The sequence below is a fragment of the Bacillus sp. EKM501B genome, from assembly GCF_011800505.1.
GTDB classification, from domain to species: Bacteria; Bacillota; Bacilli; order Bacillales; family Bacillaceae_G; genus Bacillus_A; species Bacillus_A cereus.
In genome coordinates this window covers 297,433-320,391 of the sequence record NZ_JAALFZ010000004.1, presented here as the reverse complement: position 1 = coordinate 320,391, position 22,959 = coordinate 297,433, and the positions used below count along the sequence as shown (strand labels likewise).

The window sequence follows — 22,959 nt, the reverse complement described above, 5'->3', positions numbered from 1 at the left end:
CCTATAATATTCTTTACACCCTAAATTTTACAGGGGTTAAATGTAAATTACAACATTTATATATATTGTACCAACATGCAATATTGCATATTAATAATGGTGCCAAATATAAATTACACAATAGAAAAGGGATACTATGTAACGGCAAATGAAGTCTATGCATATACTAAATATTTTATAGAAAAGAATAGTTTAGTGAGAAATAAAGTGCATAATAATAGTGAAGGTGAAACATACAATTTAAAAGCAAATGAAGCCTATGCGTATGTGCAGTGAAAAAGAGAGTTACCAATAGGGAACTCTCTTTTTTTAATAGCATTCATTATTTTTTTAACTTCAACGAAATTTAATACCTTACCTTATGTTATTATCATTCTCAAATCTACCCCTGGTACAAGAAATACAGGGGTAGATAAATTTAGTAATTTATATTTCATTAACAAATAACTCTTTTCTAAGGATTAGCCTTCTAATTTTCTTATTTCGTTTAGTGTCAAACCCATAGTATCTATATATCCATACATAGCTTTTAAACTTGAATCAACCTTTTCAGTATCTTTTTCATCTAAACCTACAAATATTTGTTCTATGCATATTTCAATTACTTTAGCATCGTCTCTTAGTTGCACTTTGAAATAATCATAAGCCTTAGGTGGGTCAAGTTCTTTTAACTTCCTAAGTTCTCCCTTGACTACTTCAAATTGTTTCTTTAACTCCATTTGATTTGTTTTTAATGTTTGATCCTTTGCAAATATCGGTTTTGTAGCTTGCAGCTCCCTTGAAAACTGATTAACAAGTGTCTCCATCTTTTCTTGATACTGTTTTATCGTTATAGGGCCATGGACATCTGTTAGAGGGTCTTTTTCTTTTCTTTCTTGTTCTTTGATTCCTGGTTCTTTAACTATTTTCTTCTCTAATTCATCTTTTTCTTTGCGTAGTTTATCTACTTCTTTGTTTGCGGTCTCTAAAGCCTTTTTATCAGATTCCGCTTCAGCTACTTTCTTCTCTAATTCATCTTTTTCTTTGCGTAGTTTATCTACTTCTTTGTTTACAGTCTCTAAGGCCTTTTTATTAGATTCCGCTTCAGCTACTTGTAAATTATCAGTCTTTTTCTTTTCTGTATCTTCTTTTGAACAACCTACTCCACTAATTAGCAAAATTGGTAATGCTACCGATAACACTTTATGTTTCATTACTAGTCCCCCATGACTTTTTCTTTATCCCGTTTCTTTCTTAGTTGTACCTAGTGCGTTTTTATGATTCTTTATTTAATTCCTAATTTAAAGAACAACCTATCCCAAATAACATGATTGATATGACTATGTATACTCTTTTTGAAAAATATTGTAATTAATTAACATATGAAACTATAACATAAAATATATAAATAAGATATATGAATTTATCGTCATTACTATTAAATTCTCTTATTCTATTAATAAAAAATATGATATACATACTTGGAAATAAAATAATAGAAGAAAGAAGACTTATATTGCCATTACCCTGTTGGCATCAATCCGTACCGGCTATTTTGTCTAAAATATGGTAGGTAGACGAACCTACATAATTAGTACGCAATTGGAAATATAATCAGTAAAGTAAAAAGAAATGTATGAGTTATTTAAATAAAAAAGTGCTAACAAGTTTGCAAACGAACTTGCTAACACTTATACAGAATAGATATAAATTATCGCTGATATGTCGTCTTTGAAAATAGCTTTAATCAGTTACATCATACTTATACGAAATGCTCATAAAAACAGTCTTAATATCAAGAATATAATCATCCAGATATTCCTTTACTTTTAAGACGGAAACGAGGCATGATATTGATTTCTACCTCAGAGTTTGCGTCAAATAATAAAAAAATACGGTTTGTAAAACTAAAAATACAACAAGCTACAACCGGTATGAAATGGATTAAAATATTTAGAAATTTAAAAGATGATTTTCAAATAGGGGGAGAGGTGGATTTAGACCATATTCTCCAATATCCGAAAGATTATATTGTAGGGGAAAATAAAAGGGTGTTATTTCCATACAATGAGAGAATTTATAAAGTTCAAGGTACTAAAATAGAACCGGGTATAAAAGTAAAGGAAAGAGAGTATTTATTTAAAGAATTTCAGCGTAAATTCTCTTATTTCACAATACTTCCAGAATGTAAAAAGGTAGCAACAAATAACAAAAATGAATTATTTCCTTTATTTGCACCAAAAGGATTAGAGACATTAACATTAGAGGTTTGGTCTGAAAATATAGTGCTGGAAATAGAACAAGCATTACTTGATAGTGAAATTATTTTGACTAAAGTTGGTGAAAATACTTATGTATTGAATACAGATTTTCCAGTGTTATTAAAGGTTGTGAGATACAATATTGAAAAGGTGTTACAAAATCCATATAAAATGCAATATTGCCAAAAATATAAAACAAATCTTGTAGATGATGTTACGAAAGCTGTCTATGCTACCGCGGGCGAGCGCAGTGATGCGACATTAGCATTAATCGCATTGAAAAATTGTGATGGACGAGAAAAAATTGATCCAAAACAAATCATTAGAGAGGGATTTGCACGAGCAAACCGTATTTCAACATTTATTAATTTATTTATAGGCCAAAGTGTATCGCGTAAAACAATTGTAAATAGTGTTTTTAGTTTATTAGAGCAAAAAGGATTTTTGAAGCGTAGTTGGAATAAGATAAATTTACCTTGTATATATGTTAATTTATCAATTGAACGAATATCGAAATTTGATTTCTTACCTATTCTTTCAAAAATAAAAGGAAAAGAAATTTTATATAAATTATATGGGAATACAGAATGGCAAACGATTGATTACGTATTATTAAATATAAATAAACATAATGCATTTTTACCACAACCATCAAAGAGAAATGATATGGGAGCTCTTTTTAAACAATATGTTTCCGAAACATTAATGGAAATTGTAAAATATGCAAAAGAACAAAATGAACAAGTTTACTTCATTGTAGATGCAAATTTGAGAAGGTATTGGATAAAAAAGTTACAAAATAAAGAAATTAATACAGATATTTTACCTGATATTGTTCCAGAGGTGTTAAAGGTTCCAAATTTAAATATTATTAGAATAAATACAGGTTTTGATGTACCAAGTTACGGTGTAATAGAATGTGATGATGCTCTAGATAGCATTGGCTTATATGCAGATCAAAAAGGGATGTATTATAGCACTGGTGAATATTCACTTAATTGTAGTGGGATTTTTCAGCGATATATACTTGAAATTCTACCATTAGGTGTAAAACCTGTAGAAAGGGATTATATCGCTAAAATGATACATTACATGTGCTGTAATTCTAGTATGCTTTCGAAAAAGAATGTACACATGACATATTCCATGCATATGGAAAAGGTAATAAAGAGTTATATTACTGACATAGATGCAAGAGAGTTTAAAGAATTTGATGATGAATTGGATGTAGATGTAGTAAAAGTAGAAAAGAAAGATTCAATTATTCTACTTTAAATACTAGTAAACAAATCCTGCTCGTTATATCGATCAGGATTTGTCATTTTTTCATGTAAATAAGGATATCCTTTGTCAAGTATCTTTTCGTTTACATATTTACTTTATGTGCAGACAGGATTAATATGTTTTTTAGAAATACAAAAACTATTTCATATGGAAAAACGATTTTTATTAATTGAAAAAATTTGAAAGGAATGGGGAATTGTGAAGAAATTAGATGTGCTCTTAATGCTACTGAGCGGCCTCTTTCCAATTGCAGGACTTACAAAGCAAATCCCTCTAGAACAATCTATATATATTGGAGGGCTTTTATTTTTTACTAGTTTCGGTAGTTATTTTGCTAAAAAGATGTATTCACGTATATGCAGTTGGATAGCGTATGCGCCATTTATAACATTACTGTTAGTTATTTGGCATCAAGATATTTCAACAAGCTCAATCATAGCAAATGCGAAAATTGCTGCATGTGTCGCGTTAATTCCATGTTTATTCCGTTTTCGTACATATGGACTTACTTTGGGCTTATTCTCATTATGGGCCGCTTTACTATGGGATATAAAAGAAGTACAGTCGTTAGTCATACTTGAACGCATAACGAGTTTAATGACAAGCCATTATGTATATATATTACTATTAATTGGAGGACTTGTAATAGGAGGATTACTTGCGATGTTCATTCACCGCAAAGAGAAAGATAATAATAAAGAAAATATAAATCTACTTGGACCAAAAAAGAAACGCAAAAGATTATCATTTAAGATTCGTCTTCCAAGATTACCGAAATTAAAGATGAAACTATTTAAGTTTGGTGGGAAAGAATCTAAAAGTAAAATGCCAGAAAAAATCCATGAATATAAGTACGAAGAACCAGTTGCAACATATGAAATGACAGAGAAAATAGATCCATACAAAGAAAATGCAGTTCAAGGTCAAACAAGGATGGAACGCCGAAGAAATAGGTATAATGCATAATGAAGTTTAATAACCCCGTAATGACTTATCTTAATATTGATAAATCATTACGGTTTTTTTATGTAATGAAATGAAGGTTGCTATTGCGGAGGGGAATAGCATATTTTATAGATAGGAACTAAAATAAGGGGAGGATAAAATGCTTATCATTACATATATATCTGCTTGCATATTATTCTTAGTTAGCTTTTTACATGTATATTGGGCTTTCGGAGGTAATTGGGGGACAAATAGTGTTATTCCAACTAAATCAGGGGAAAAGGCGTTTACACCTCGCGCCCGAATGACATTGTTCATTGCATTATTATTAAGTATGGCAGCAATAATTTTGTTGCAACAAGCAAATATTGTTCATTTTGCAGTTCCTAATGTTATTATTCAAGTCGGTTCCTGGATTTGTATGATTGTCTTTTCTATTAGAGTGATTGGTGAGTTTAACTATTTTGGTATCTTTAAACGACAAAAAGATACGCACTTTGCAAGAATGGATACCGGTTTATATATTCCACTTTGTGCATTTTTATCTTTATCTTTCTTATTAGCAATAATTTTGTGAGTGAATAATAGTAGTTTCTTTTCTCAACATATATGTAAACGTGAGAAATCTAAGAGTAAATAAAAAGGATGTAAGCGCCTTCTTGTCGAAATGTAAATTATTATGAAAGGCGGTGACACTATGAAGTATGTAAAAGTTAGTATGAATGGTGGAAGTGAACATAAATTCTCAATGACTTTAGATCGGTTTAAAGAACTTATTACTACAGAGAATGGGATATTAGAAAATAAATTAGTATGTATTGAAAATGTAATGATTAATCCTACTAATATATCTTCTGTAGTTGAAAAAATTGGTGTACCGGCTAAGTTTATGGAAGCTTAAAATGTTAGATAAAAAACATCCATTAGGGATGTTTTTTAATTTATAAATATGATAATCGTACAGTAAATATTTGAGTAGATTTTATAGCAATGACTATGCATATATTAAGTACCTGAACATGGTTCTTAATACATGCACGAAATAATAAGTACAAGCATATAGTATTAAGTAGGACAAAATCTTCGTGTCCTACTTAATACTCAGAAAAAACCTCTAATCACATAAGAGCATCCAATTGCAGGGTGCTCTTATTTTTTATGAAAATCTACTACGAGTCTTATTTTATAGTAGGATGCAATAATAAAGGGCTATTTTGAAATAGTGTTCTTTAGCCTTTAATGTTAAATTTATCTTTAACGTTAATAAATATTAAAAATAATATGATAGCAGAAATTAAGTTAGATAAGTAGAAATTTTGATGAAACAGTAGTTCGAAGATGACATAGAAAGTAATGAATAAGGCAATAGCAGGTAGTATGCAAATAAATATAAATCTCCAATTTTTTAAGTAATGTTTATAATTAGTAAGTACTTTCTCCATAAATATAGCTCCTATATTTTTGTTTTTATATAATTATACATTTAGATACAAAGATTTTCAAAGTAAAATATTTAGCAATTCAAAAATATAAGGAGAGCTTTTGTTGAAAATCCAGATTGCTGTAGCAATCTGGATTTGACTTTAAAGAACTATACTAAAATGATACACTATAATCTACGTTATTTTTGAAATGAATAGAGGGATTTGTGTGATAGATAAAATTAAAAATGCTGTAGAGGATATGTACGAAGATGAGGCTAAAGATTTACTTCAAAGTATTCTCATACAGTTAAACTTATTAGAAGAAAACTACAGTGAAGATACAATTAAAAATTTGATGGATATTCCGAAACAATTAACGAGTAATCCTACTTATATAAGGAATGTAAAAGAAAGTACGCACGTACATATTGCTTTTGATGATTCAACGGCTGGTTGCTTAAAATATATGTTAAGTCAAGAAGAATTATTTGAAGAGAGTGTTGTTGCTTTTTCGGAATTCTTTTCAATTGGACCGATATATAGGTTGCATACGAATGAGGGGCAACTAGCAAGACAGAAGTGGTTAATAAATAACTTAACTGCTTATGATAGTTATTTTGAAGAAGAATATTTATCAAGATTTATAGCAACTATAGAAGAACTACATACTATTCCTGTTGAAACGCCTATTACAATTTGGAAGGCTGATAATGCACATGAACATGTAGGCCTAAGTTTTGTAATGGCACAATTAAAGGATAAGAAAAACATTCGAGTTATTAATACGTCTGAAGCAAGTAGAGAAATATTAAAACAAGAGTATGATATTCGTGGAACGGGAGAATTACCACCTGAAAGTTTAGCTCTATTCCAAAAAAGTTTTATAAAGCTACCTTATTTAACTGAAGAGAAGCGCATGAAGTTTGAAAATGAGTGGGATAGATTATCGGAAAGCATAGAATGTTTAAGAGTTTGGAAAGAAAATGAAGTGCATTCTGTACAGGAAGATTATTTTGATCAATTTATAATTGAATGCGCGAAAAGTGTGGGTGCTGATCGAGAGTTCCTTAAAGCTCCTAGAGTAATTGGTGAAGCACTTGGTCTTGTTGAACAGTTAGTTGGAGATACTTTCTTAGAATATCGCTTGAAACAATTAATTAAACAAGAAGTATTTGAATTTGAAGGTTCGTTAGATGAAATGCGTTTTTATAGTGTGAAGTTAAGGAAATAATAAACACATTCTATTTTTGAAAGGCTCGTATTTTTAATAATACGAGCTTTTTAAGTTGAATTTGGGCTATACATAAGCTTCCCAGAGAGGGCATATCACATATGAATGGTAAAGGTAATGAATGAAAAGAAGGTGATTTGTTAATATGTATAACCAACAAAATTATCCATATGATCAAGCGATGTATTATAATCCACATGACTACGGGTATGAACCTACAAATGAAGTGAGAGATATTGAACAAGAAGATTACAGACCAGATGATGCAGAAGATGCTCCAACGTCACCACCTCCGTCACAAGCGCCGTCGTTACCGTCTACATTTGCTTCTCCAGCACAACCAGGTAATATGAAATCATGGATGTGTAACTGTCTAGGGAGATGGGGCTATTTACGTTTACATCGTCCTGGTCCTTTCGGAAGAGATTTATGGTTCTTCCCGACTGAAGTGAGAAGAAATGGAGTGTCAGGTTACACGTGGCAAGGTGGTCGTCGTCGTAAAGTAAGTTATCGCTATCAACAAATTAGTAATTTTATGTGCTTCGCATAAAGAGAAGTGGGAGAGTGAAACGATTTTACTCTCTCACTTTTTTATTTTTCAATATACGAAGTAAGATTTTGATTAAAAATTTACAATTTTCACGTTTTTATTAGAGTATAATGCATATGTTGGGTTGATTTTCAAAAACAAATGAGAGTGAGGGAATACAATGTCAATGAAAAACAAAGTTGGGTTAAGCATAGAGGATGGCATTAATTTAGCTTCAGCTCAGTTTAAAGAAGATGCGTATGAAATTTATAAAGAATCGCGAAAAAAACAACCTATATTATTTGTAAACCAAGTTGAAATCGGTAAAGAATGGCTCATTACTAGATATGAAGATGCTCTGCCACTTTTAAAAGATAATCGTTTAAAAAAAGATTGGACAAATGTGTTTTCTCAAGATATAAAGAACATGTATCTTTCCGTTGATAATAGTGACCACTTAACAACGCATATGCTAAATTCAGATCCACCTAACCACAGTCGTTTACGATCTTTAGTTCAAAAAGCTTTTACACCGAAGATGATTGCACAATTAGACAAAAGAATTGAGAGAATAGCAGATGATTTGATAAGTGATATAGAGCGAAAAGGTACATTAAATCTTGTGGATGATTATTCATTTCCATTACCGATTATTGTAATAAGTGAGATGCTCGGTATTCCAAAAGAAGATCAAGCGAAATTTAGAATTTGGTCTCATGCTGTTATTGCATCACCAGAAACACCTGAAGAAATAAAAGAGACCGAAAAACAACTATCTGAGTTTATTACATATCTTCAATATTTAGTTGATATTAAACGAAAAGAGCCAAAAGAAGACTTAGTGAGTGCTTTAATACTTGCAGAGAGTGAAGGGCATAAACTTAGCGCTCGGGAACTATATTCAATGATAATGCTATTAATTGTAGCAGGACACGAGACGACAGTGAATTTAATTACAAATACGGTATTAGCACTTCTTGAAAATCCAAATCAATTACAGTTATTAAAAGATAATCCAAAACTAATTGATTCGGCTATTGAGGAAGGATTGCGTTATTATTCTCCAGTTGAGGTTACAACTGCAAGATGGGCAGCGGAACCTTTTCAAATTCACGACCGAACAATCGAAAAAGGAGATATGGTTGTCATTGCCTTAGCTTCTGCAAATCGTGATGAAACTGTATTTGAAAACCCAGAAGTATTCGATATTACTCGGGAAAATAATCGTCATATTGCCTTTGGTCATGGTAGCCATTTCTGTTTAGGCGCTCCACTTGCGAGGTTAGAAGCAAAGATTGCTATTACTACTTTGTTTAATCGAATGCCTGAACTACAAATAAAAGGGAATCGTGAAGAAATTAAATGGCAAGGTAACTATTTAATGCGTTCTTTAGAGGAATTGCCTTTAACTTTCTAGAATAGTTAAAAGGAGACATGCATACATCGAAAATGATTTACATAGAGTATGTATGTGTTATTTAAATTCGAAACGGAAGGGTGAAAACATCCCAATGATCAACTAATTCTATTTGTAAGAGATCTTCGTTAAAAAACGAAATATTCTTCTGAATAGGGTTAGTCTGTACATTTATAGAAAAGGGATGTATTTCGCTCTGCGAATATATAGTCTTTTTATATGATTTGTGCTGCCTCCTGTTCAGAACATGAAATAGGAGGCTTTTTTATGTCGACAAATGTAGTAACGAAACAAAACAATGGGGTATCACAAGTATTAAAAAATCGGTTTGTTCAAGGGATTTTAGCATCAGCATTATTTTTACAAATAGGAATATGGGTTCGAAACTTTGCGGTATTACTATATGTAATGGAAATGACAAAAGGTGATGCTTTTGCTATTTCGATGATTTCAGTTGCTGAATTCGCTCCAATTTTTATTTTTTCATTTATTGGCGGTACTTTTGCTGATAGGTGGAAGCCAAAGAAGACAATGATATGGTGTGAAACGTTAAGTTCCATTTCAGTATTCGCTGTATTAATTACGCTTATGTTTGGAACGTGGAAAATTGTGTTTTTTGTGACACTCATCTCTGCAATCCTTTCACAGTTTTCACAACCATCTGGAATGAAGTTGTTTAAACAACATTTATCAACGGAACAAATTCAATTAGCAATGTCTATATATCAAACGATATTTGCAATATTTATGGTATTAGGACCAATACTAGGGACATTTATCTTTCATAGTTTTGGAATTTATATTTCAATCATCATAACAGGTATTTCGTTTTTACTTGCGGCAGTTGTATTGTTATTCCTTCCGAAAGATCTTGAAAACGACGTAGAAAAGAAGGATATCACTCTGTTGCAGGAGATGAAGGATGGTATTAAGTATGTCAAAAAGAAAAAAGCATTAACTTTACTAGGGCTTTGTTTTATGGCTGCCGGACTAGGTATAGGATTAATTCAGCCATTAGGTATATTTATTGTGACTGAGCAGTTAGGATTATCAAAAGAGAGTTTACAGTGGCTACTAACAGTAAATGGTGCGGGAATGATTGTTGGCGGAGCATTAGCAATGGTATTTGCGAAAAACGTTGCTCCGCAAAAGATGTTAATTATCGGTATGCTTGGTCAAGCAATTGGTATTGGCATTATAGGATATTCTACAAATTTATGGGTGACACTTACAGCGCAGCTTTTTAGTGGTTTAGCTCTTCCTTGTATCCAAATTGGTATTAATACGCTTATTATTCAAAATAGCGATACCGATTTTATAGGTCGTGTAAATGGTATTTTAAGTCCGCTTTTTACCGGTTCAATGGTAGTAACGATGAGTATAGCTGGCTCATTAAAAGAGATGTTTTCATTAAGTATGATGTATGAAGGGACGGCTTTACTTTTTATAATTGGATTATTGTTTATTTTACCTATATACAATTTAAAGCCAGTAATAGCGGTAGAAAGTGAAATAAGTGGTAAAGGAAGTGCTATACAAAATGAATCCTAATCCCAATGTTAAATACCCTATTGAAGGCAATCAAAACGTTCAATTTATAAAAAATATAATAACAAAACCTAATATACTTGTTGGTGACTATTCTTATTATGATGCGAAAGATGGAGAAACATTTGAAGATCGAGTATTACATCATTATGAATTTCTTGGAGATCGCCTTACTATTGGAAAGTTTTGTTGTATTGCATCTGGAGTTAACTTTATTATGAACGGAGCCAATCATCGGATGGATGGATTTTCGGCATATCCATTTAATATATTTGGAAATGGGTGGGAGAAGTATACACCTAGTTTGTCTGATTTACCTTATAAAGGTGATACAGTTATAGGAAATGACGTTTGGATTGGTATGGATACAACAATTATGCCCGGAATAAAAATAGGGGATGGTGCAATCATTGCAGCTAAATCTGTTGTGACTAGAGACGTCGCACCATATACAATTGTTGGTGGAAACCCTGCAAATAAAATAAAAGAGAGATTTTCAAATGAAATAATTCAAGAATTATTGCAAATTCAATGGTGGCATTTTGATATTGAAAAAATAACTGGAAATATTGATGCTATTGTACGCGGAGATATTGAACCATTAAGAAAGCTAAAAAGGGAATGAAAAATGGATGACAAATAGTATCATACCTCCGAATTTTGTTAATGATAATAGAACAAGGAGGTGTGATACTATGGCACAAGACGTTTTATGTGAAGTAAACAACTGTAAATTTTGGGCGAACGGTAATAAATGTAGTGCAGAGGCAATTTACGTAGTAAGTCATAAAGGTAAACATGCATCTACAACGGAAGAAACAGATTGCAAAACATTCGATCCAGAAGTGTAAATTCTTTAAGGGTAGCCAAATCGTGGTTGCCCTTTTATTAATGATAGTATTGATAATAAATATCATTTTCATTCATTAATTTTAGCTTTTTTTGTTATTTTTTCATATTTTCTTCATAAGTGATGTAATCCAACTCAATTCATGTTCAATTCGTGATTTACTAAATTCAATGACTTCAGTAATAAAGGCTGAGGTAACCTCTAGAGACTGAATAGCGGTAAGTTGACTAAGGAGTACGTTTTGACGTACAGTCAAAATCTCTTTTCTAGCTTCATATTCAAGTTTTTCAAATAGCGCGATACGAACAAGAAATTCTGCATTATTTGTCGCAAGTTTTTCGGGAAACTCTCGTAACATTTCAGAAAAAATTTCTTCTCCTGTTTCTGTTATATCGTACATATTTCGGTTTGGTTTTCCAACTTGTTTATGTATTTTTTTCGTTATAGCACCCATATTTTCAAAGCGCCGAAGGGCAGGGTAAAGCATGTTGTGATTTAATTCAAAATTCTCACCTAAACGATTTTGAACATTTTTTTTGATTTCATATCCATGTTTTGGTCCGGTCGTTAATTCTGCTAGTAGTAAAATATCAACGTACATAAAAATCCCCCTTATATATTTCTCAAGTTCTCTAATGAAAAATCCCCTTTAGTATATGTTAAAATAACATATGATAGTTTATACAACTTTGAACTGCCGACCTATCACTTTTATTGTAAAAGAAAAGGGAGGAAAGAACTATGGCTTCACCTGAAAATGTTATTTTAGTTCATGAAATTTCAAAGCTGAAAACAAAAGAAGAATTATGGAATCCATATGAATGGTATCGTTTGATGAGGGATAATCACCCAGTTCATTATGATGAAGAGCAGGATGTATGGAATGTTTTTTTATATGATGATGTAAATCGTGTTTTATCAGATTATCGCTTATTTTCAAGTAGAAGGGAGCGCAGACAATTCTCAATCCCTCCTTTAGAAACTAGAATAAATATAAACTCTACAGATCCACCAGAACATCGCAATGTACGTTCCATTGTTTCTAAGGCATTTACTCCAAGAAGTTTAGAACAGTGGAAACCTCGAATACAGGCTATCGCAGATGAACTTGTACAACATATCGAAAAATGTAGTGAAGTTAATATCGTTGAACAGTTTGCTGCACCTTTACCTGTTACCGTTATTTCTGATTTATTAGGAGTCCCAACAACAGATCGTAAAAAAATTAAAGAATGGTCTGATATTTTATTTATGCCGTATAGTAAAGAAAAGTTTAATGATCTGGATGCTGAGAAAGGGATAGCATTAAATGAATTCAAAGCATACCTTCTACCGATTGTTCAGGAAAAGAGATATCATTTAACCGATGATATCATTTCTGATTTAATTCGAGCTGAATATGAAGGCGAAAGATTAACCGATGAAGAAATTGTAACCTTTTCATTAGGTTTACTAGCAGCTGGGAATGAAACCACTACAAATTTAATTATTAATAGCTTTTATTGCTTTTTAGTAGATTCACCTGGAATTTATGAAGAGTTAAGAAAAGAACCTAACTTAATTTCAAAAGCGATTGAGGAAGTATTACGCTATCGCTTTCCTGTTACATTAGCCCGGAGGATTACAGAGGATACAAATATATTTGGTTCTTTAATGAAAAAGGATCAGATGATTGTTGCGTGGGTTAGTGCAGCGAATTTAGACGAGAAAAAATTTTCACAAGCCTCTCAATTTAATGTACATCGAACAGGAAATGAAAAGCATTTAACCTTTGGGAAAGGTCCTCACTTTTGCTTAGGAGCACCACTTGCACGTTTAGAGGCTGAGATTGCATTAACTACCTTTATAAATGCTTTTGAAAAAATAGAGCTATCTCCATCTTTCTGTTTAGAAAAATGTATATTGGAAAATGAACAAACATTAAAATACTTACCTATTCGATTGAAAGCTAAATAAAAATCTTAACAAGGTGCATACATTTGCATCTTGTTTTTTGTTTCTCAATTGTGAGTTTTCGGTAATCACCTTAATATGGAATTGTATAAAACGTAGAGGAGGATTCTTATGTTGACTTGTAATGGAAGTAAATCATTTCAAAAGTTTATTAAAGGTGTTACAGATCTTATGGAAAACGGTTTATTTGAAGAAGAAATAGTGTGTGGCATTGAAAAGTTACTAGAAGAACTTTTAGAAAAGAAAACATGGCTTCCGTTAGATAAACAGAAGGCCAATTTGACTCAATATGCACGACATTTATTGTATGAAGATCCGCTCAAACGTTTTGAAGTACTAGCTCTCGTATGGAAAGATGGACAATCTACACCTTTACATGATCATGACGGCACATGGGGAGTAGAAGGCGTTTTTTCAGGAAGGATTATGGTGCAGAACTTTATACAAACGAAACAACTTGGAAATTCACTTGTTTATTTAACACATACAGGAAATCTTTATTTGGGAGAAGGAGAAACAGATAAAGTAATTCCACCAGCGGATTGTCATATTCTTGAAATTAGCAAAAATGAAAGCGTTATTACGATTCATGTCTATGGAAAACGGTTAGAAAAGTTTAAAGTATATATCCCAACTGAAGAAAAAAATGTGTACATGTGTGAGACAAAATACATTAGTTATAATTCATAGTTTAAACTCCAAAGCTTTTTTAAAAAGAAAAGCTTTGGAGTTTATTTTTAATTATTTCTTGACCTGAAACGCTTTTCATAAATTATAAATAAGAAGTACCTCACGAGGATTGTATGAAAACGATACCTAATAATTAATTAGAACTCGTGTATTTATAGAAAGTGGTGAAGAAATAATGAAATTAATCGCAATTGATTTAGATGGAACTCTTCTTTCGGGGAATAAAATGATAAGTAAAGAAAATGCAGAAGCAATTCGAACATGTCAAGAAGCTGGCCATGTTGTAGCAATTTGTACAGGACGTTCAATTGTTGACATTGAGCGATTATTGTTAGAAGTTGATTTAGAGTGTCCAATCATTGCGGAAAATGGTGCTCTTATATATAAAGATAAAAAAATGATGAAGAGATATCCAATTCAAAATATGCAGGCACTTGAAATTGTAGAATATCTTGAAGAGAATGGTTTATATTATCAGCTCTATACTGATAAAGGTGTGTATGTACCGGATTATGGAGTAGAGAGTGTACGTAATGAAATTGAGCATGTGAAGAATTCAAAAGAAAATTTCGACTTGAAAGAGTTAGAAACAATCGCAGCATTATATCTTGAGCATACAGCGTTTCATAGTGCGGAAAGTTGTAAACCAATTGTAGAAACAGATATACATGTGCATAAACTATTACCATTTTCTTATGAAATTGAGAAATTAAAAAAACTCAAAGAAACATTTCTTCATAATACAGATTTAGCAATTACATCTTCATATTGGCACAATTTAGAGATTAATCATCGAGATGCTCAAAAAGGGAATGGATTATATACTTTAGCAGAACATCTTAATATTCCGGTTGAAAACACTGTAGCGATAGGTGATGGGCTAAACGATGTTTCTATGATGGAAAAAGCGAACATATCAATTGCAATGGGGAATGCAGTAGAAGAAATAAAAGCAATGTGTAAATACGAAACGTTATCAAATGAAGAACATGGTGTGGCACATGCTTTATATAAATATGTAATGTAATTAAAAAAGAAAAAAGAATCCAAATGGATTCTTTTTTCTTTTTTATTAGGGGTAAGGTATTCTATGAGATTCATAGAAGCCTTATTACATTTTATTATATAGAATATATTGGAATAAATGTTTATATTTTTCATAAAAATTGTGAATATTTTATGAACTTTATACTTATTGCATGTTTATACCGCTATTAGTAACGTGTATGACTCTCAAGTGAAAATTCAGTGAATGTAAGGAGGAATTTAAGTTACTAGACAATAAGTGAGGAATCAACGAAATATATACTAATTAAAGGTATATTCAGTATATATATTCTTTTCTTATTTTAATTGAAAAATAAAATTTGTTCGAATAATTATTCTACAGCTATATACCTACACTAGCTTTCTTCGTATAATGGAGAAGTATGAATTTTAGATTTGTATTAATTTTACATATTGAGGTGAAAAAGGAATGAATTCGCGGCTAATGGAACTTATTGATGTGAGTACAATAGAAACCATGGCAGAACAATTTTATAAATTAACTAATATATCACATCAACTTCTTGATGCTGAAAAAGAATGTGTTTTTTCATTCGGAATGAATGAGATAAAAAAGAGTAAACTTCCAAAGATTGAAATCCCCATTTTCTTATACAATCAACATTTAGGATCTTTTGTTGTATGGTCCAAAAAAAGTGAAATTTTCAGTTGTCAAAAATACTTTGAAATGCTCTCAAGTTTAATTTTAGATGGCCCAATAAAAGTATTTCAAAGTAAAAGTACAACGTTGCTTTCTCGGAAAGAGGAGGAACTACATACGATTTTACAAAACATGCCTGTTATGGTCGATGCGCTTGATTATAATGGAGATTTTGTTTTGTGGAATCGAGAATGTGAAATTGTAACAGGTTATACCGCTGAAGAAATAATTGGAAATCCAAATGCACTGCAATTATTGTATCCTGATTATAATTATCGCCATCAAATACAAAAGAAATTTTTAACTTGTGGAAAAAATTTCAGAGATTGGGAAATGCACTTAACATGTAAAAATGGTGAAATCAAAACAATAATGTGGTCGAATATATCAGAACAGTTTCCTGTAACAGGATATAGTTATTGGGCTGTTGGTGTAGATATTACACATTTAAAAGCGATAGAAGAGCAGTTAAAACAACAAACATCTGAACTGGAATTAATTTTTAAAGCTTTACCAGATTTATGTTTCTTAACAGAAGATGATGGCACAATTATAGAATACAAGGCAGGATCTCCTACAAAGTTTTACGTACCCGCAGAAGCTTTTATGGGAAAAAAGTTTTACGAAGTATTACCATCTTCAGTAGCACAGCAGTTTCAGGAAGCCATTAATCAAGTGAAGGAAAAAGGAACGAATGTAATTGTAGAATATCCACTCACACTTAATGGAAGTATTGATTTCTTTGAGGCTAGGTGCTTACCATTATTACATGATAAAATTATGATTATTGTACGCGACATTACAGAGCGAAAAAAGACAGAAGAATTGCTAAATAAATCAGATACGCTTGCAGCAATTGGTCAATTAGCAGCTGGCGTGGCTCATGAAGTAAGAAATCCTTTAACTGTAATTAAAGGTTTTATACAGTTATTTCAAATTAATAAAGAAGATCAAGAAAAATATTTTGATCTTATGCTCTCTGAAATTGAAAGGATAGAAGCGATCCTGCAAGAATTTCTGGCAATTGCTAAAACAGATGAGATAAATACAGAAAAGAAAAATATTTATCAAATTTTTAAAAATGTCGTATCGTTAATGAATACAAAAGCAATTATGACAAATATTCAAGTTGAATTATTTACGGATGACAAAGATATAATTATTGAATGCTCAGAAAATCAATTGAAACAAGTATTTATTAATATTTTGCAAAATTCAATCGAAGCTATGCCAAATGGTGGGGAAATTTCAATTCACATAAAAGAAATAAATGATGATGGTGTCATCATTCATGTAATAGATGAAGGAATAGGAATACCTGAAGAAAGAATTAAGAGATTAGGTGAACCTTTTTATAGTACGAAAGAAAAAGGGACTGGTATTGGATTAATGTTAAGTTATAAAATTATTGAAAGTCATCAAGGGACAATTAGTATCATGAGCGAGGTTGGTGTCGGGACAACAGTAACTATTTACTTACCGAAAGTACTAAGTAAACAATCTCTTTCTAATTGTGACGACAAATGTATAGCAATACGCACTAGTAGTAATTCTTAAATCAATTAATACCCAATAACAAAGCGATTAGTGAAAACTAAGCTTTTTGTTATTGGGTATTTTTTATATTTAATTTAGTAAACTTTACCTTTTCTTTACCTTTGTTTTAATTTCTATTAAGTTTTAAACATTATATTAATATTTGTACAAAGCAATGTATAGAAATTGTACATTACTTTTAATATAGAAATGTGATTATTATTTGAAATATTGTAAGGAGGAGATTATGACAAGGTGAAAAAGCAAGAGAAGAAAAGTGGTAGAGTAGTACCTCTCCGGTTAAATATTTTATTCCTTTGTGTATTTTTATTATTCTCTGGCATTATTATTCAGTTAGGGAAAGTGCAAATTTTTGATGGAGAAACATATAAAAATGAATTAGAGAAGAGAGAAAATGCAACCGTGGGCCTTTCTGTACCACGTGGGAAAATATTTGATCGTGAAGGAAATCCAGTAGTTGATAATAAGTCTTTACGTACGATTACATATACAAAGGTGAAAGGGGTAAAACAAGAAGAAATATTAAAATCAGCAAGACAACTTGCAGATATTATTGAAATGCCACAAGAAGATATAGATAAGTTAACTGAGACTGATAAGAAAGACTTTTGGATGCAATTGAATCCAGAACTGGCTCAAGACTTAGTATCAAAAAAAGAAATAGATAAGTTCCGAGATAAGGATATTACCGGAAAAGAGCTAGACAAAAAAATAGAAGATTTAAAAAGGAAACGCGTTACAGATAAAAATCTTCAAGAACTAACGGCTAAAGATATAGAAGTGTTAGCTATTAAAAGTAAAATGACCTCAGGTTTTCAAATGGCACCTCAAATTATTAAAAAGGACGTTAGTGAACAGGAATATGCGGTGATTAGTGAAAATTTAGCGAACCTTCCAGGAGTAGACGCATCAGTTGATTGGGAGAGAATCTATGTAAATGATGGATTATTCCGTTCTGTCCTTGGTAACGTTTCAAATGCTGATGAAGGATTGCCACGTGAACGATTAGATTATTATTTAGTGCGTGATTATAGCCGAAATGATAGGGTCGGCAAAAGTTATATCGAACAGCAATACGAAGATGTACTTCATGGTACAAAAAAAGAAGTAAGAAGCATTGCTGATAAACAAGGAAATACTATTAGAACGGAAACGGTTTCGGAAGGAAAAAGCGGTAAAAATTTAACTTTAACAATAGATATGGAATTGCAAAAAAAAGTAGAGGAGAGCATAGAAAAAATATTAAAACAATATAAAGGATCAGAATCAATGTTAGACCGTGCTTTCGTAGTGATGATGAATCCTAAAAATGGCCAAGTATTATCAATGGCTGGGAAAAGGCTTGTAGAAAAAGACGGGAAAATGGAAGTAGAAGATTATGCTTTAGGCACGCTGACAAGTTCATATGAGCTTGGATCAACGGTTAAAGGTGCGACAGTGTTAACAGGGTTTGAAACAAATGCAATAACTCCTGGAACACATTTTTATGATGCACCTATGAAGTTTAAAGGAACTAAGGAAAAGAAGTCTTGGAAAAATTTTGGTGATATAGACGATCTAAGAGCGTTACAAGTTTCTTCAAACGTTTATATGTTTAATATAGCATTAAAAATTGCTGGCGTGGATTATGTAAAAAATAGTTCACTAGATATTAAACAAGAATATTTTGATAAAATGAGGTATTATTTCAGGCAATTTGGACTAGGTGTACAAACTGGTATTGATTTACCAAATGAAACTGCAGGGCAAATTGGAAAAAAAGATAATCAGCCTGGTTTCTTATTAGATTATTCTATTGGGCAATATGATACGTATACACCACTTCAGCTTGCACAATATATTTCGACTATCGCAAATGGAGGATATCGAATGAAACCACAAATTGTTCAAGAGATTAGAGAACAAACCGTTCAAAAAGATGAGGTTGGTAAAGTAGTACAATCAATAGAACCCGTTGTTTTAAATAGAATCGATATGAAACAAGAATATATTAATCAAGTAAAAGAAGGATTTAGAAAAGTATTTCAAGAAGGAGATGGAACAGGAGTAAGAGCGTTCCAAAAAGCACCATATAAACCAGCTGGTAAAACAGGGACCGCACAAACTGTATATGGTGGAGAAAATGCAATTGGGCGAAATGCGAAAGGCGATCGTAGAGAATGTTATAACTTAACATTAGCTGGATATGCGCCATATGATGATCCAGAAGTAGCATTTTCTGTTGTAGTACCGTGGGTTGAAAATGATAAATCGGGCATTAACTCCGATATTGGAAAAGAAGTTTTAGATGCTTATTTTGATTTGAAAAATAAGCGGTTAACTGGTGAAGCGCCAAAAACAGATGCCTCTAAAGAGAATTAAAATGTACGAAACGTCTCTAGCATTCCTGTAAACTAGAGGCGTTTTTATCTGGGGATAGATTAGAAATGAGGTATATATGAAGCTGTTTATTCTAAAATATTGGAGGAACATATGTAGCTACATATTAATTATAATAGGGGTTATTTTTATTAATAAGTCCTTTTTATTTTGTATGGTAGAAGGAATTTCGATGCAACCTACTTTGAATGAAAAAGATTATATACTTGTTAATAAGGTAAATGTCTGTTTATCGTCTTTTCATCATGGAGATGTTGTCATTATAAAAAAAGAAGACGAGCCTACTTACTATGTGAAACGAATTATTGGATTATCGGGGGATAATATACAACTAAAAAAGGATGAGGTATTTATTAACGGTAAAAAGCGTGATGAGTCGTATATACATTTAGATATGTCACAAGTATCCAATCGTTTTTCAAATTTTAGAGAAATAAAAGTTCCTACGCATAAATTATTTGTGTTAGGTGATAATCGTAATCATAGTAAAGATAGTAGGAATACACTTGGACTTATTGATGAGTCAAATATAATAGGTAAAGTAGAAATGGTATTTTATCCATTTGATCATATAAAATGGATAAAATAATTCTATTAACTATTCACGTTTTATAAAATCAATCATATATTAATAGCATAGGACAAGCAGAAAAGCTTGTTCTAACCTCACAGAACACTCCTTATCACGGTTAGGCATCTACATAGGTAGATGCTTTTTTTATGTTGATGACTGAAAATTATTTATCAATATAATGTAGCAAGCATATTAGGACTATTAGGGGAAGATTACTTGTACAAATAACAGTATGCTTAATTAAAACAATGAAATGTAAGGAGTGAGGAATAAGTGCTAAATATTTTAGTGGTTAATTTTCCAGCAGAGGGACATGTAAACCCTACATTAAATTTAGTAAAAGCTTTTACTAAACGAGGGGATAACGTACATTATATTACAACGGCAAACTTTAAGGATAGAATTGAAGATTTAGGAGCTACTGTACATATTCATCCGGATCTATTAAAAGAGATTTCTATTGATGCTGAAACCTCATCTGGGTTAAATGCTTTCTTTCATGTGCATGTTCAAACTTCTTTATATATATTAGAAATTACGAAACAATTATGTGAAAGTATAAATTTTGATTTCGTAATTTATGATATATTTGGCGCAGGAGAGTTAGTAAAGGAGTATTTACAAGTTCCAGGTGTAGTGTCCTCACCTATATTTTTAATTCCGCCAGAATTTTTGAAGACATTACCTTTTCATCCAAATGCAGATATGCCATTCCAACCAGAGGAAATCTCTGAAAAATTACTAAATCAGATGGAACATAAATTTGGAGTAAAACCAAAGAATAATCTTCAATTTATGAATAATAAGGGTGATGTTTGTCTCGTATACACAAGTCGCTATTTCCAACCTAATAACGAATCGTTCGGAGAAAATAACATTTTTATTGGACCGAGTATTTCAAAGCGTAAAACAAATATAAAGTTTCCACTGGAATCACTTAAAGAAAAGAAAGTTATTTATATTTCAATGGGAACACTGCTTGAAGGACTCGAACCATTCTTTAATACTTGTATTGATACTTTTTCAGATTTTGATGGGATAGTTGTAATGGCAATTGGTGATAGAAATGATATTTCTAAAATTAAGAAAGCACCAGATAATTTTATAATTGCTCCATATGTACCTCAATCAGAAATATTAAATGAAGCAGATGTTTTTATTACACATGGCGGTATGAATAGCGTACACGATGCCATTCATTATAATGTCCCATTTGTAATAATACCGCATGATAAAGACCAGCCAATGATAGCGCAAAGATTAACTGAGCTTGAAGCGGCACATAGACTATTGAAAGAACATGTTAATGTGCACACTTTAAAAGAGGCCGTAACAGATGTTCTTTCAAATGAAAAGTATAAACATGGTATAAGAAAACTTAATGATAGCTTTTTAGAATGTGGTGGTTCAAAAGAAGCAATTGCAGTTATTGAATCTCTTTTAAATAAAGTAAAACTTTAATCGGTAGGGATTTTACTACCCATAAATAGCGGGATAAATAGTCGTAACTGTATACAAGCATAGAGGTTCTCACCTTTATGCTTGTATATTCTTATCCAGCAAATTGCACAGCAGTATTTGCGTGTAAAAAAGCAGTATCAAAAACGGGAACAGTAAGATCATTTTGGGAGATAAGTAAAGGTATTTCAGTACAGCCTAATAATATACCTTCAGCGCCGTTTTGAATTAATGATTTTGTAATTTGTAATAACTTTTCTTTAGATGTTTCTGAAATGATCCCTCTACTTAATTCATCTAATATGACATGGTGGATAAAGGTTCTTTCCTCTTCATTTGGGATAATTGTCTCAATGTTATATTTCGCTAATCGTGATTTATAGAAATCTTGCTCCATCGTTTGTTTTGTTCCTAATAGTCCGATACGCTTTATACTCTGTTCTACCATTTCTTTAGCACTTACATCACCAATGTGAAGAAGCGGGATAGATATTGCTTGTTCTACTTCCTCGGCAAATAGATGTACGGTATTTGAACACATTAATAAACATTCAGCCCCAGATTTTTCAACTTTCTTTGCAACTGTAACTAGTTCATTTTTCACTTCTTCATATTGATGATTTTGTAATAAAGTAGTTACTTCACCAAAGTCCATACTATATAAAACTAACTTTGCATTTTGATCGTATTGAGAGAGTGTAAGTGTATTAATATGTTTATAGTATAATGATGTAGATTCCCAACTTAATCCTCCAATCAAACCAATAACTTTCATAATGCATTCCTCCCGAAACGATTTTGAATTTATTATTTCATAATTCCGATAAGAATACAATGATTTAAATGATCTATTTAACAAAAAAATAAAAATAGTAAGAAAAGTGTTGAAATTTACATTCTTTAGTGCCATAATACGAATTACAAATTAATACTTATCCAGAGAGGTGGAGGGAACGGCCCTAAGAAACCTCAGCAACCCCTATGCAATTTTATAGGAAGGTGCTAATTCCGCAGAGGACACGATGTGTTTTTTGAAAGATAAGAGGATTCTTGAACGTGAAAGAAAATGACCTCTTATGTAAGAGGTCATTTTTTTGTTGTATAGAAAGGGAGTGTCGATGCATAATTCATTTTTAAATTAAATATAGAGTAATAAAAGTTGACTAATATGA

The 22,959-nt window shown here is 31.6% G+C and carries 21 protein-coding genes and 1 riboswitch; of the genes, 17 read left to right on the top strand and 4 right to left on the bottom strand.

Annotation, left to right across the window (positions count from 1 at the left end):
• Positions 1-461: 461 nt before the first annotated feature.
• Positions 462-1,193, bottom strand: coding sequence for a coiled-coil domain-containing protein (locus HFD78_RS12610; protein ID WP_000681207.1), 732 nt, complete (start codon positions 1,191-1,193; stop codon positions 462-464).
• A 639-nt stretch (positions 1,194-1,832) separates the two neighbouring features.
• Here HFD78_RS12610 and HFD78_RS12605 point away from each other — a divergent pair.
• The 4 genes from HFD78_RS12605 to HFD78_RS12590 all read left to right on the top strand — a co-directional run bounded on the left by HFD78_RS12605 (position 1,833) and on the right by HFD78_RS12590 (position 5,370).
• A complete protein-coding gene (locus HFD78_RS12605) occupies positions 1,833-3,515 on the top strand; it encodes an RNaseH domain-containing protein (protein WP_000626123.1) in 1,683 nt (560 codons plus the stop codon).
• Positions 3,516-3,722: 207 nt separating this feature from the next.
• Complete coding sequence (locus tag HFD78_RS12600) at positions 3,723-4,490, top strand: DUF3959 family protein (RefSeq protein ID WP_000732183.1); 768 nt, start codon at positions 3,723-3,725, stop codon at positions 4,488-4,490.
• 139 nt (positions 4,491-4,629) lie between these two features.
• Positions 4,630-5,046 (top strand): DUF3995 domain-containing protein, encoded by a 417-nt coding sequence (locus HFD78_RS12595; protein ID WP_000905575.1) that lies wholly within the window; start codon positions 4,630-4,632, stop codon positions 5,044-5,046.
• A gap of 120 nt (positions 5,047-5,166) precedes the next feature.
• Positions 5,167-5,370: a hypothetical protein gene (locus tag HFD78_RS12590; RefSeq protein ID WP_000878372.1), complete on the top strand. Its 204-nt coding sequence runs from the start codon at positions 5,167-5,169 to the stop codon at positions 5,368-5,370.
• A 328-nt stretch (positions 5,371-5,698) separates the two neighbouring features.
• Here HFD78_RS12590 and HFD78_RS12585 read toward each other — a convergent pair whose 3' ends face one another.
• Positions 5,699-5,911 (bottom strand): hypothetical protein, encoded by a 213-nt coding sequence (locus tag HFD78_RS12585; protein ID WP_000416825.1) that lies wholly within the window; start codon positions 5,909-5,911, stop codon positions 5,699-5,701.
• 208 nt (positions 5,912-6,119) lie between these two features.
• Between HFD78_RS12585 and HFD78_RS12580 the strand changes: the two genes are divergently transcribed.
• The 6 genes from HFD78_RS12580 to HFD78_RS12555 all read left to right on the top strand — a co-directional run bounded on the left by HFD78_RS12580 (position 6,120) and on the right by HFD78_RS12555 (position 11,469).
• On the top strand, positions 6,120-7,124 hold the full coding sequence (locus HFD78_RS12580) for a DUF1835 domain-containing protein (RefSeq protein ID WP_097862758.1): 1,005 nt from the start codon (positions 6,120-6,122) through the stop codon (positions 7,122-7,124).
• Positions 7,125-7,269: 145 nt separating this feature from the next.
• A complete protein-coding gene (locus tag HFD78_RS12575) occupies positions 7,270-7,674 on the top strand; it encodes a hypothetical protein (RefSeq protein WP_000282680.1) in 405 nt (134 codons plus the stop codon).
• A gap of 160 nt (positions 7,675-7,834) precedes the next feature.
• Positions 7,835-9,070, top strand: a complete 1,236-nt coding sequence (locus tag HFD78_RS12570; protein WP_000062127.1) for a cytochrome P450 family protein — start codon at positions 7,835-7,837, stop codon at positions 9,068-9,070.
• Positions 9,071-9,337: 267 nt separating this feature from the next.
• Positions 9,338-10,621: an MFS transporter gene (locus HFD78_RS12565; protein WP_000106395.1), complete on the top strand. Its 1,284-nt coding sequence runs from the start codon at positions 9,338-9,340 to the stop codon at positions 10,619-10,621.
• Positions 10,611-11,243 (top strand): Vat family streptogramin A O-acetyltransferase, encoded by a 633-nt coding sequence (locus HFD78_RS12560; protein WP_001069249.1) that lies wholly within the window; start codon positions 10,611-10,613, stop codon positions 11,241-11,243. Before HFD78_RS12565 ends, HFD78_RS12560 begins: the two co-directional genes overlap by 11 nt.
• 70 nt (positions 11,244-11,313) lie before the next feature.
• A complete protein-coding gene (locus HFD78_RS12555; protein ID WP_000046095.1) occupies positions 11,314-11,469 on the top strand; it encodes a DUF1540 domain-containing protein in 156 nt (51 codons plus the stop codon).
• Positions 11,470-11,571: 102 nt separating this feature from the next.
• Here HFD78_RS12555 and HFD78_RS12550 read toward each other — a convergent pair whose 3' ends face one another.
• On the bottom strand, positions 11,572-12,069 hold the full coding sequence (locus HFD78_RS12550) for a PadR family transcriptional regulator (RefSeq protein ID WP_000289123.1): 498 nt from the start codon (positions 12,067-12,069) through the stop codon (positions 11,572-11,574).
• Positions 12,070-12,209: 140 nt separating this feature from the next.
• On the opposite strand from HFD78_RS12550, the gene HFD78_RS12545 reads away from it, so the two are divergent.
• The 7 genes from HFD78_RS12545 to HFD78_RS12515 all read left to right on the top strand — a co-directional run bounded on the left by HFD78_RS12545 (position 12,210) and on the right by HFD78_RS12515 (position 21,790).
• Positions 12,210-13,424, top strand: coding sequence for a cytochrome P450 (locus HFD78_RS12545; protein WP_000168014.1), 1,215 nt, complete (start codon positions 12,210-12,212; stop codon positions 13,422-13,424).
• Positions 13,425-13,532: 108 nt separating this feature from the next.
• Positions 13,533-14,111 (top strand): cysteine dioxygenase family protein, encoded by a 579-nt coding sequence (locus HFD78_RS12540; protein ID WP_000954437.1) that lies wholly within the window; start codon positions 13,533-13,535, stop codon positions 14,109-14,111.
• A 175-nt stretch (positions 14,112-14,286) separates the two neighbouring features.
• Positions 14,287-15,138, top strand: coding sequence for a Cof-type HAD-IIB family hydrolase (locus HFD78_RS12535; protein WP_000766385.1), 852 nt, complete (start codon positions 14,287-14,289; stop codon positions 15,136-15,138).
• 450 nt (positions 15,139-15,588) lie between these two features.
• Complete coding sequence (locus tag HFD78_RS12530; RefSeq protein WP_142326999.1) at positions 15,589-17,376, top strand: PAS domain-containing sensor histidine kinase; 1,788 nt, start codon at positions 15,589-15,591, stop codon at positions 17,374-17,376.
• Between the two features lie 234 nt (positions 17,377-17,610).
• Positions 17,611-19,737: a peptidoglycan D,D-transpeptidase FtsI family protein gene (locus HFD78_RS12525; RefSeq protein WP_000743767.1), complete on the top strand. Its 2,127-nt coding sequence runs from the start codon at positions 17,611-17,613 to the stop codon at positions 19,735-19,737.
• 76 nt (positions 19,738-19,813) lie between these two features.
• A complete protein-coding gene (gene lepB / locus HFD78_RS12520; RefSeq protein ID WP_000765192.1) occupies positions 19,814-20,344 on the top strand; it encodes a signal peptidase I in 531 nt (176 codons plus the stop codon).
• A 258-nt stretch (positions 20,345-20,602) separates the two neighbouring features.
• A complete protein-coding gene (locus HFD78_RS12515; protein WP_000932165.1) occupies positions 20,603-21,790 on the top strand; it encodes a macrolide family glycosyltransferase in 1,188 nt (395 codons plus the stop codon).
• A gap of 91 nt (positions 21,791-21,881) precedes the next feature.
• On the opposite strand, the gene HFD78_RS12510 is transcribed toward HFD78_RS12515, so the two are convergent.
• Positions 21,882-22,562: an aspartate/glutamate racemase family protein gene (locus HFD78_RS12510; RefSeq protein WP_000864399.1), complete on the bottom strand. Its 681-nt coding sequence runs from the start codon at positions 22,560-22,562 to the stop codon at positions 21,882-21,884.
• A 154-nt stretch (positions 22,563-22,716) separates the two neighbouring features.
• Positions 22,717-22,832, top strand: a riboswitch (SAM riboswitch).
• The last annotated feature ends 127 nt before the right edge of the window (positions 22,833-22,959 follow it).

What these genes read in the sequence shown, in the direction of transcription:
- HFD78_RS12610 (WP_000681207.1), bottom strand. Translation starts at nt 1,193, where the DNA reads ATGAAACATAAAGTGTTATCGGTAGCATTACCAATTTTGCTAATTAGT.
- HFD78_RS12595 (WP_000905575.1), top strand. Translation starts at nt 4,630, where the DNA reads ATGCTTATCATTACATATATATCTGCTTGCATATTATTCTTAGTTAGC.
- HFD78_RS12590 (WP_000878372.1), top strand. Translation starts at nt 5,167, where the DNA reads ATGAAGTATGTAAAAGTTAGTATGAATGGTGGAAGTGAACATAAATTC.
- HFD78_RS12585 (WP_000416825.1), bottom strand. Translation starts at nt 5,911, where the DNA reads ATGGAGAAAGTACTTACTAATTATAAACATTACTTAAAAAATTGGAGA.
- HFD78_RS12575 (WP_000282680.1), top strand. Translation starts at nt 7,270, where the DNA reads ATGTATAACCAACAAAATTATCCATATGATCAAGCGATGTATTATAAT.
- HFD78_RS12570 (WP_000062127.1), top strand. Translation starts at nt 7,835, where the DNA reads ATGTCAATGAAAAACAAAGTTGGGTTAAGCATAGAGGATGGCATTAAT.
- HFD78_RS12565 (WP_000106395.1), top strand. Translation starts at nt 9,338, where the DNA reads ATGTCGACAAATGTAGTAACGAAACAAAACAATGGGGTATCACAAGTA.
- HFD78_RS12560 (WP_001069249.1), top strand. Translation starts at nt 10,611, where the DNA reads ATGAATCCTAATCCCAATGTTAAATACCCTATTGAAGGCAATCAAAAC.
- HFD78_RS12555 (WP_000046095.1), top strand. Translation starts at nt 11,314, where the DNA reads ATGGCACAAGACGTTTTATGTGAAGTAAACAACTGTAAATTTTGGGCG.
- HFD78_RS12550 (WP_000289123.1), bottom strand. Translation starts at nt 12,069, where the DNA reads ATGTACGTTGATATTTTACTACTAGCAGAATTAACGACCGGACCAAAA.
- HFD78_RS12545 (WP_000168014.1), top strand. Translation starts at nt 12,210, where the DNA reads ATGGCTTCACCTGAAAATGTTATTTTAGTTCATGAAATTTCAAAGCTG.
- HFD78_RS12540 (WP_000954437.1), top strand. Translation starts at nt 13,533, where the DNA reads ATGTTGACTTGTAATGGAAGTAAATCATTTCAAAAGTTTATTAAAGGT.
- HFD78_RS12535 (WP_000766385.1), top strand. Translation starts at nt 14,287, where the DNA reads ATGAAATTAATCGCAATTGATTTAGATGGAACTCTTCTTTCGGGGAAT.
- HFD78_RS12530 (WP_142326999.1), top strand. Translation starts at nt 15,589, where the DNA reads ATGAATTCGCGGCTAATGGAACTTATTGATGTGAGTACAATAGAAACC.
- lepB (WP_000765192.1), top strand. Translation starts at nt 19,814, where the DNA reads ATGAAGCTGTTTATTCTAAAATATTGGAGGAACATATGTAGCTACATA.
- HFD78_RS12510 (WP_000864399.1), bottom strand. Translation starts at nt 22,562, where the DNA reads ATGAAAGTTATTGGTTTGATTGGAGGATTAAGTTGGGAATCTACATCA.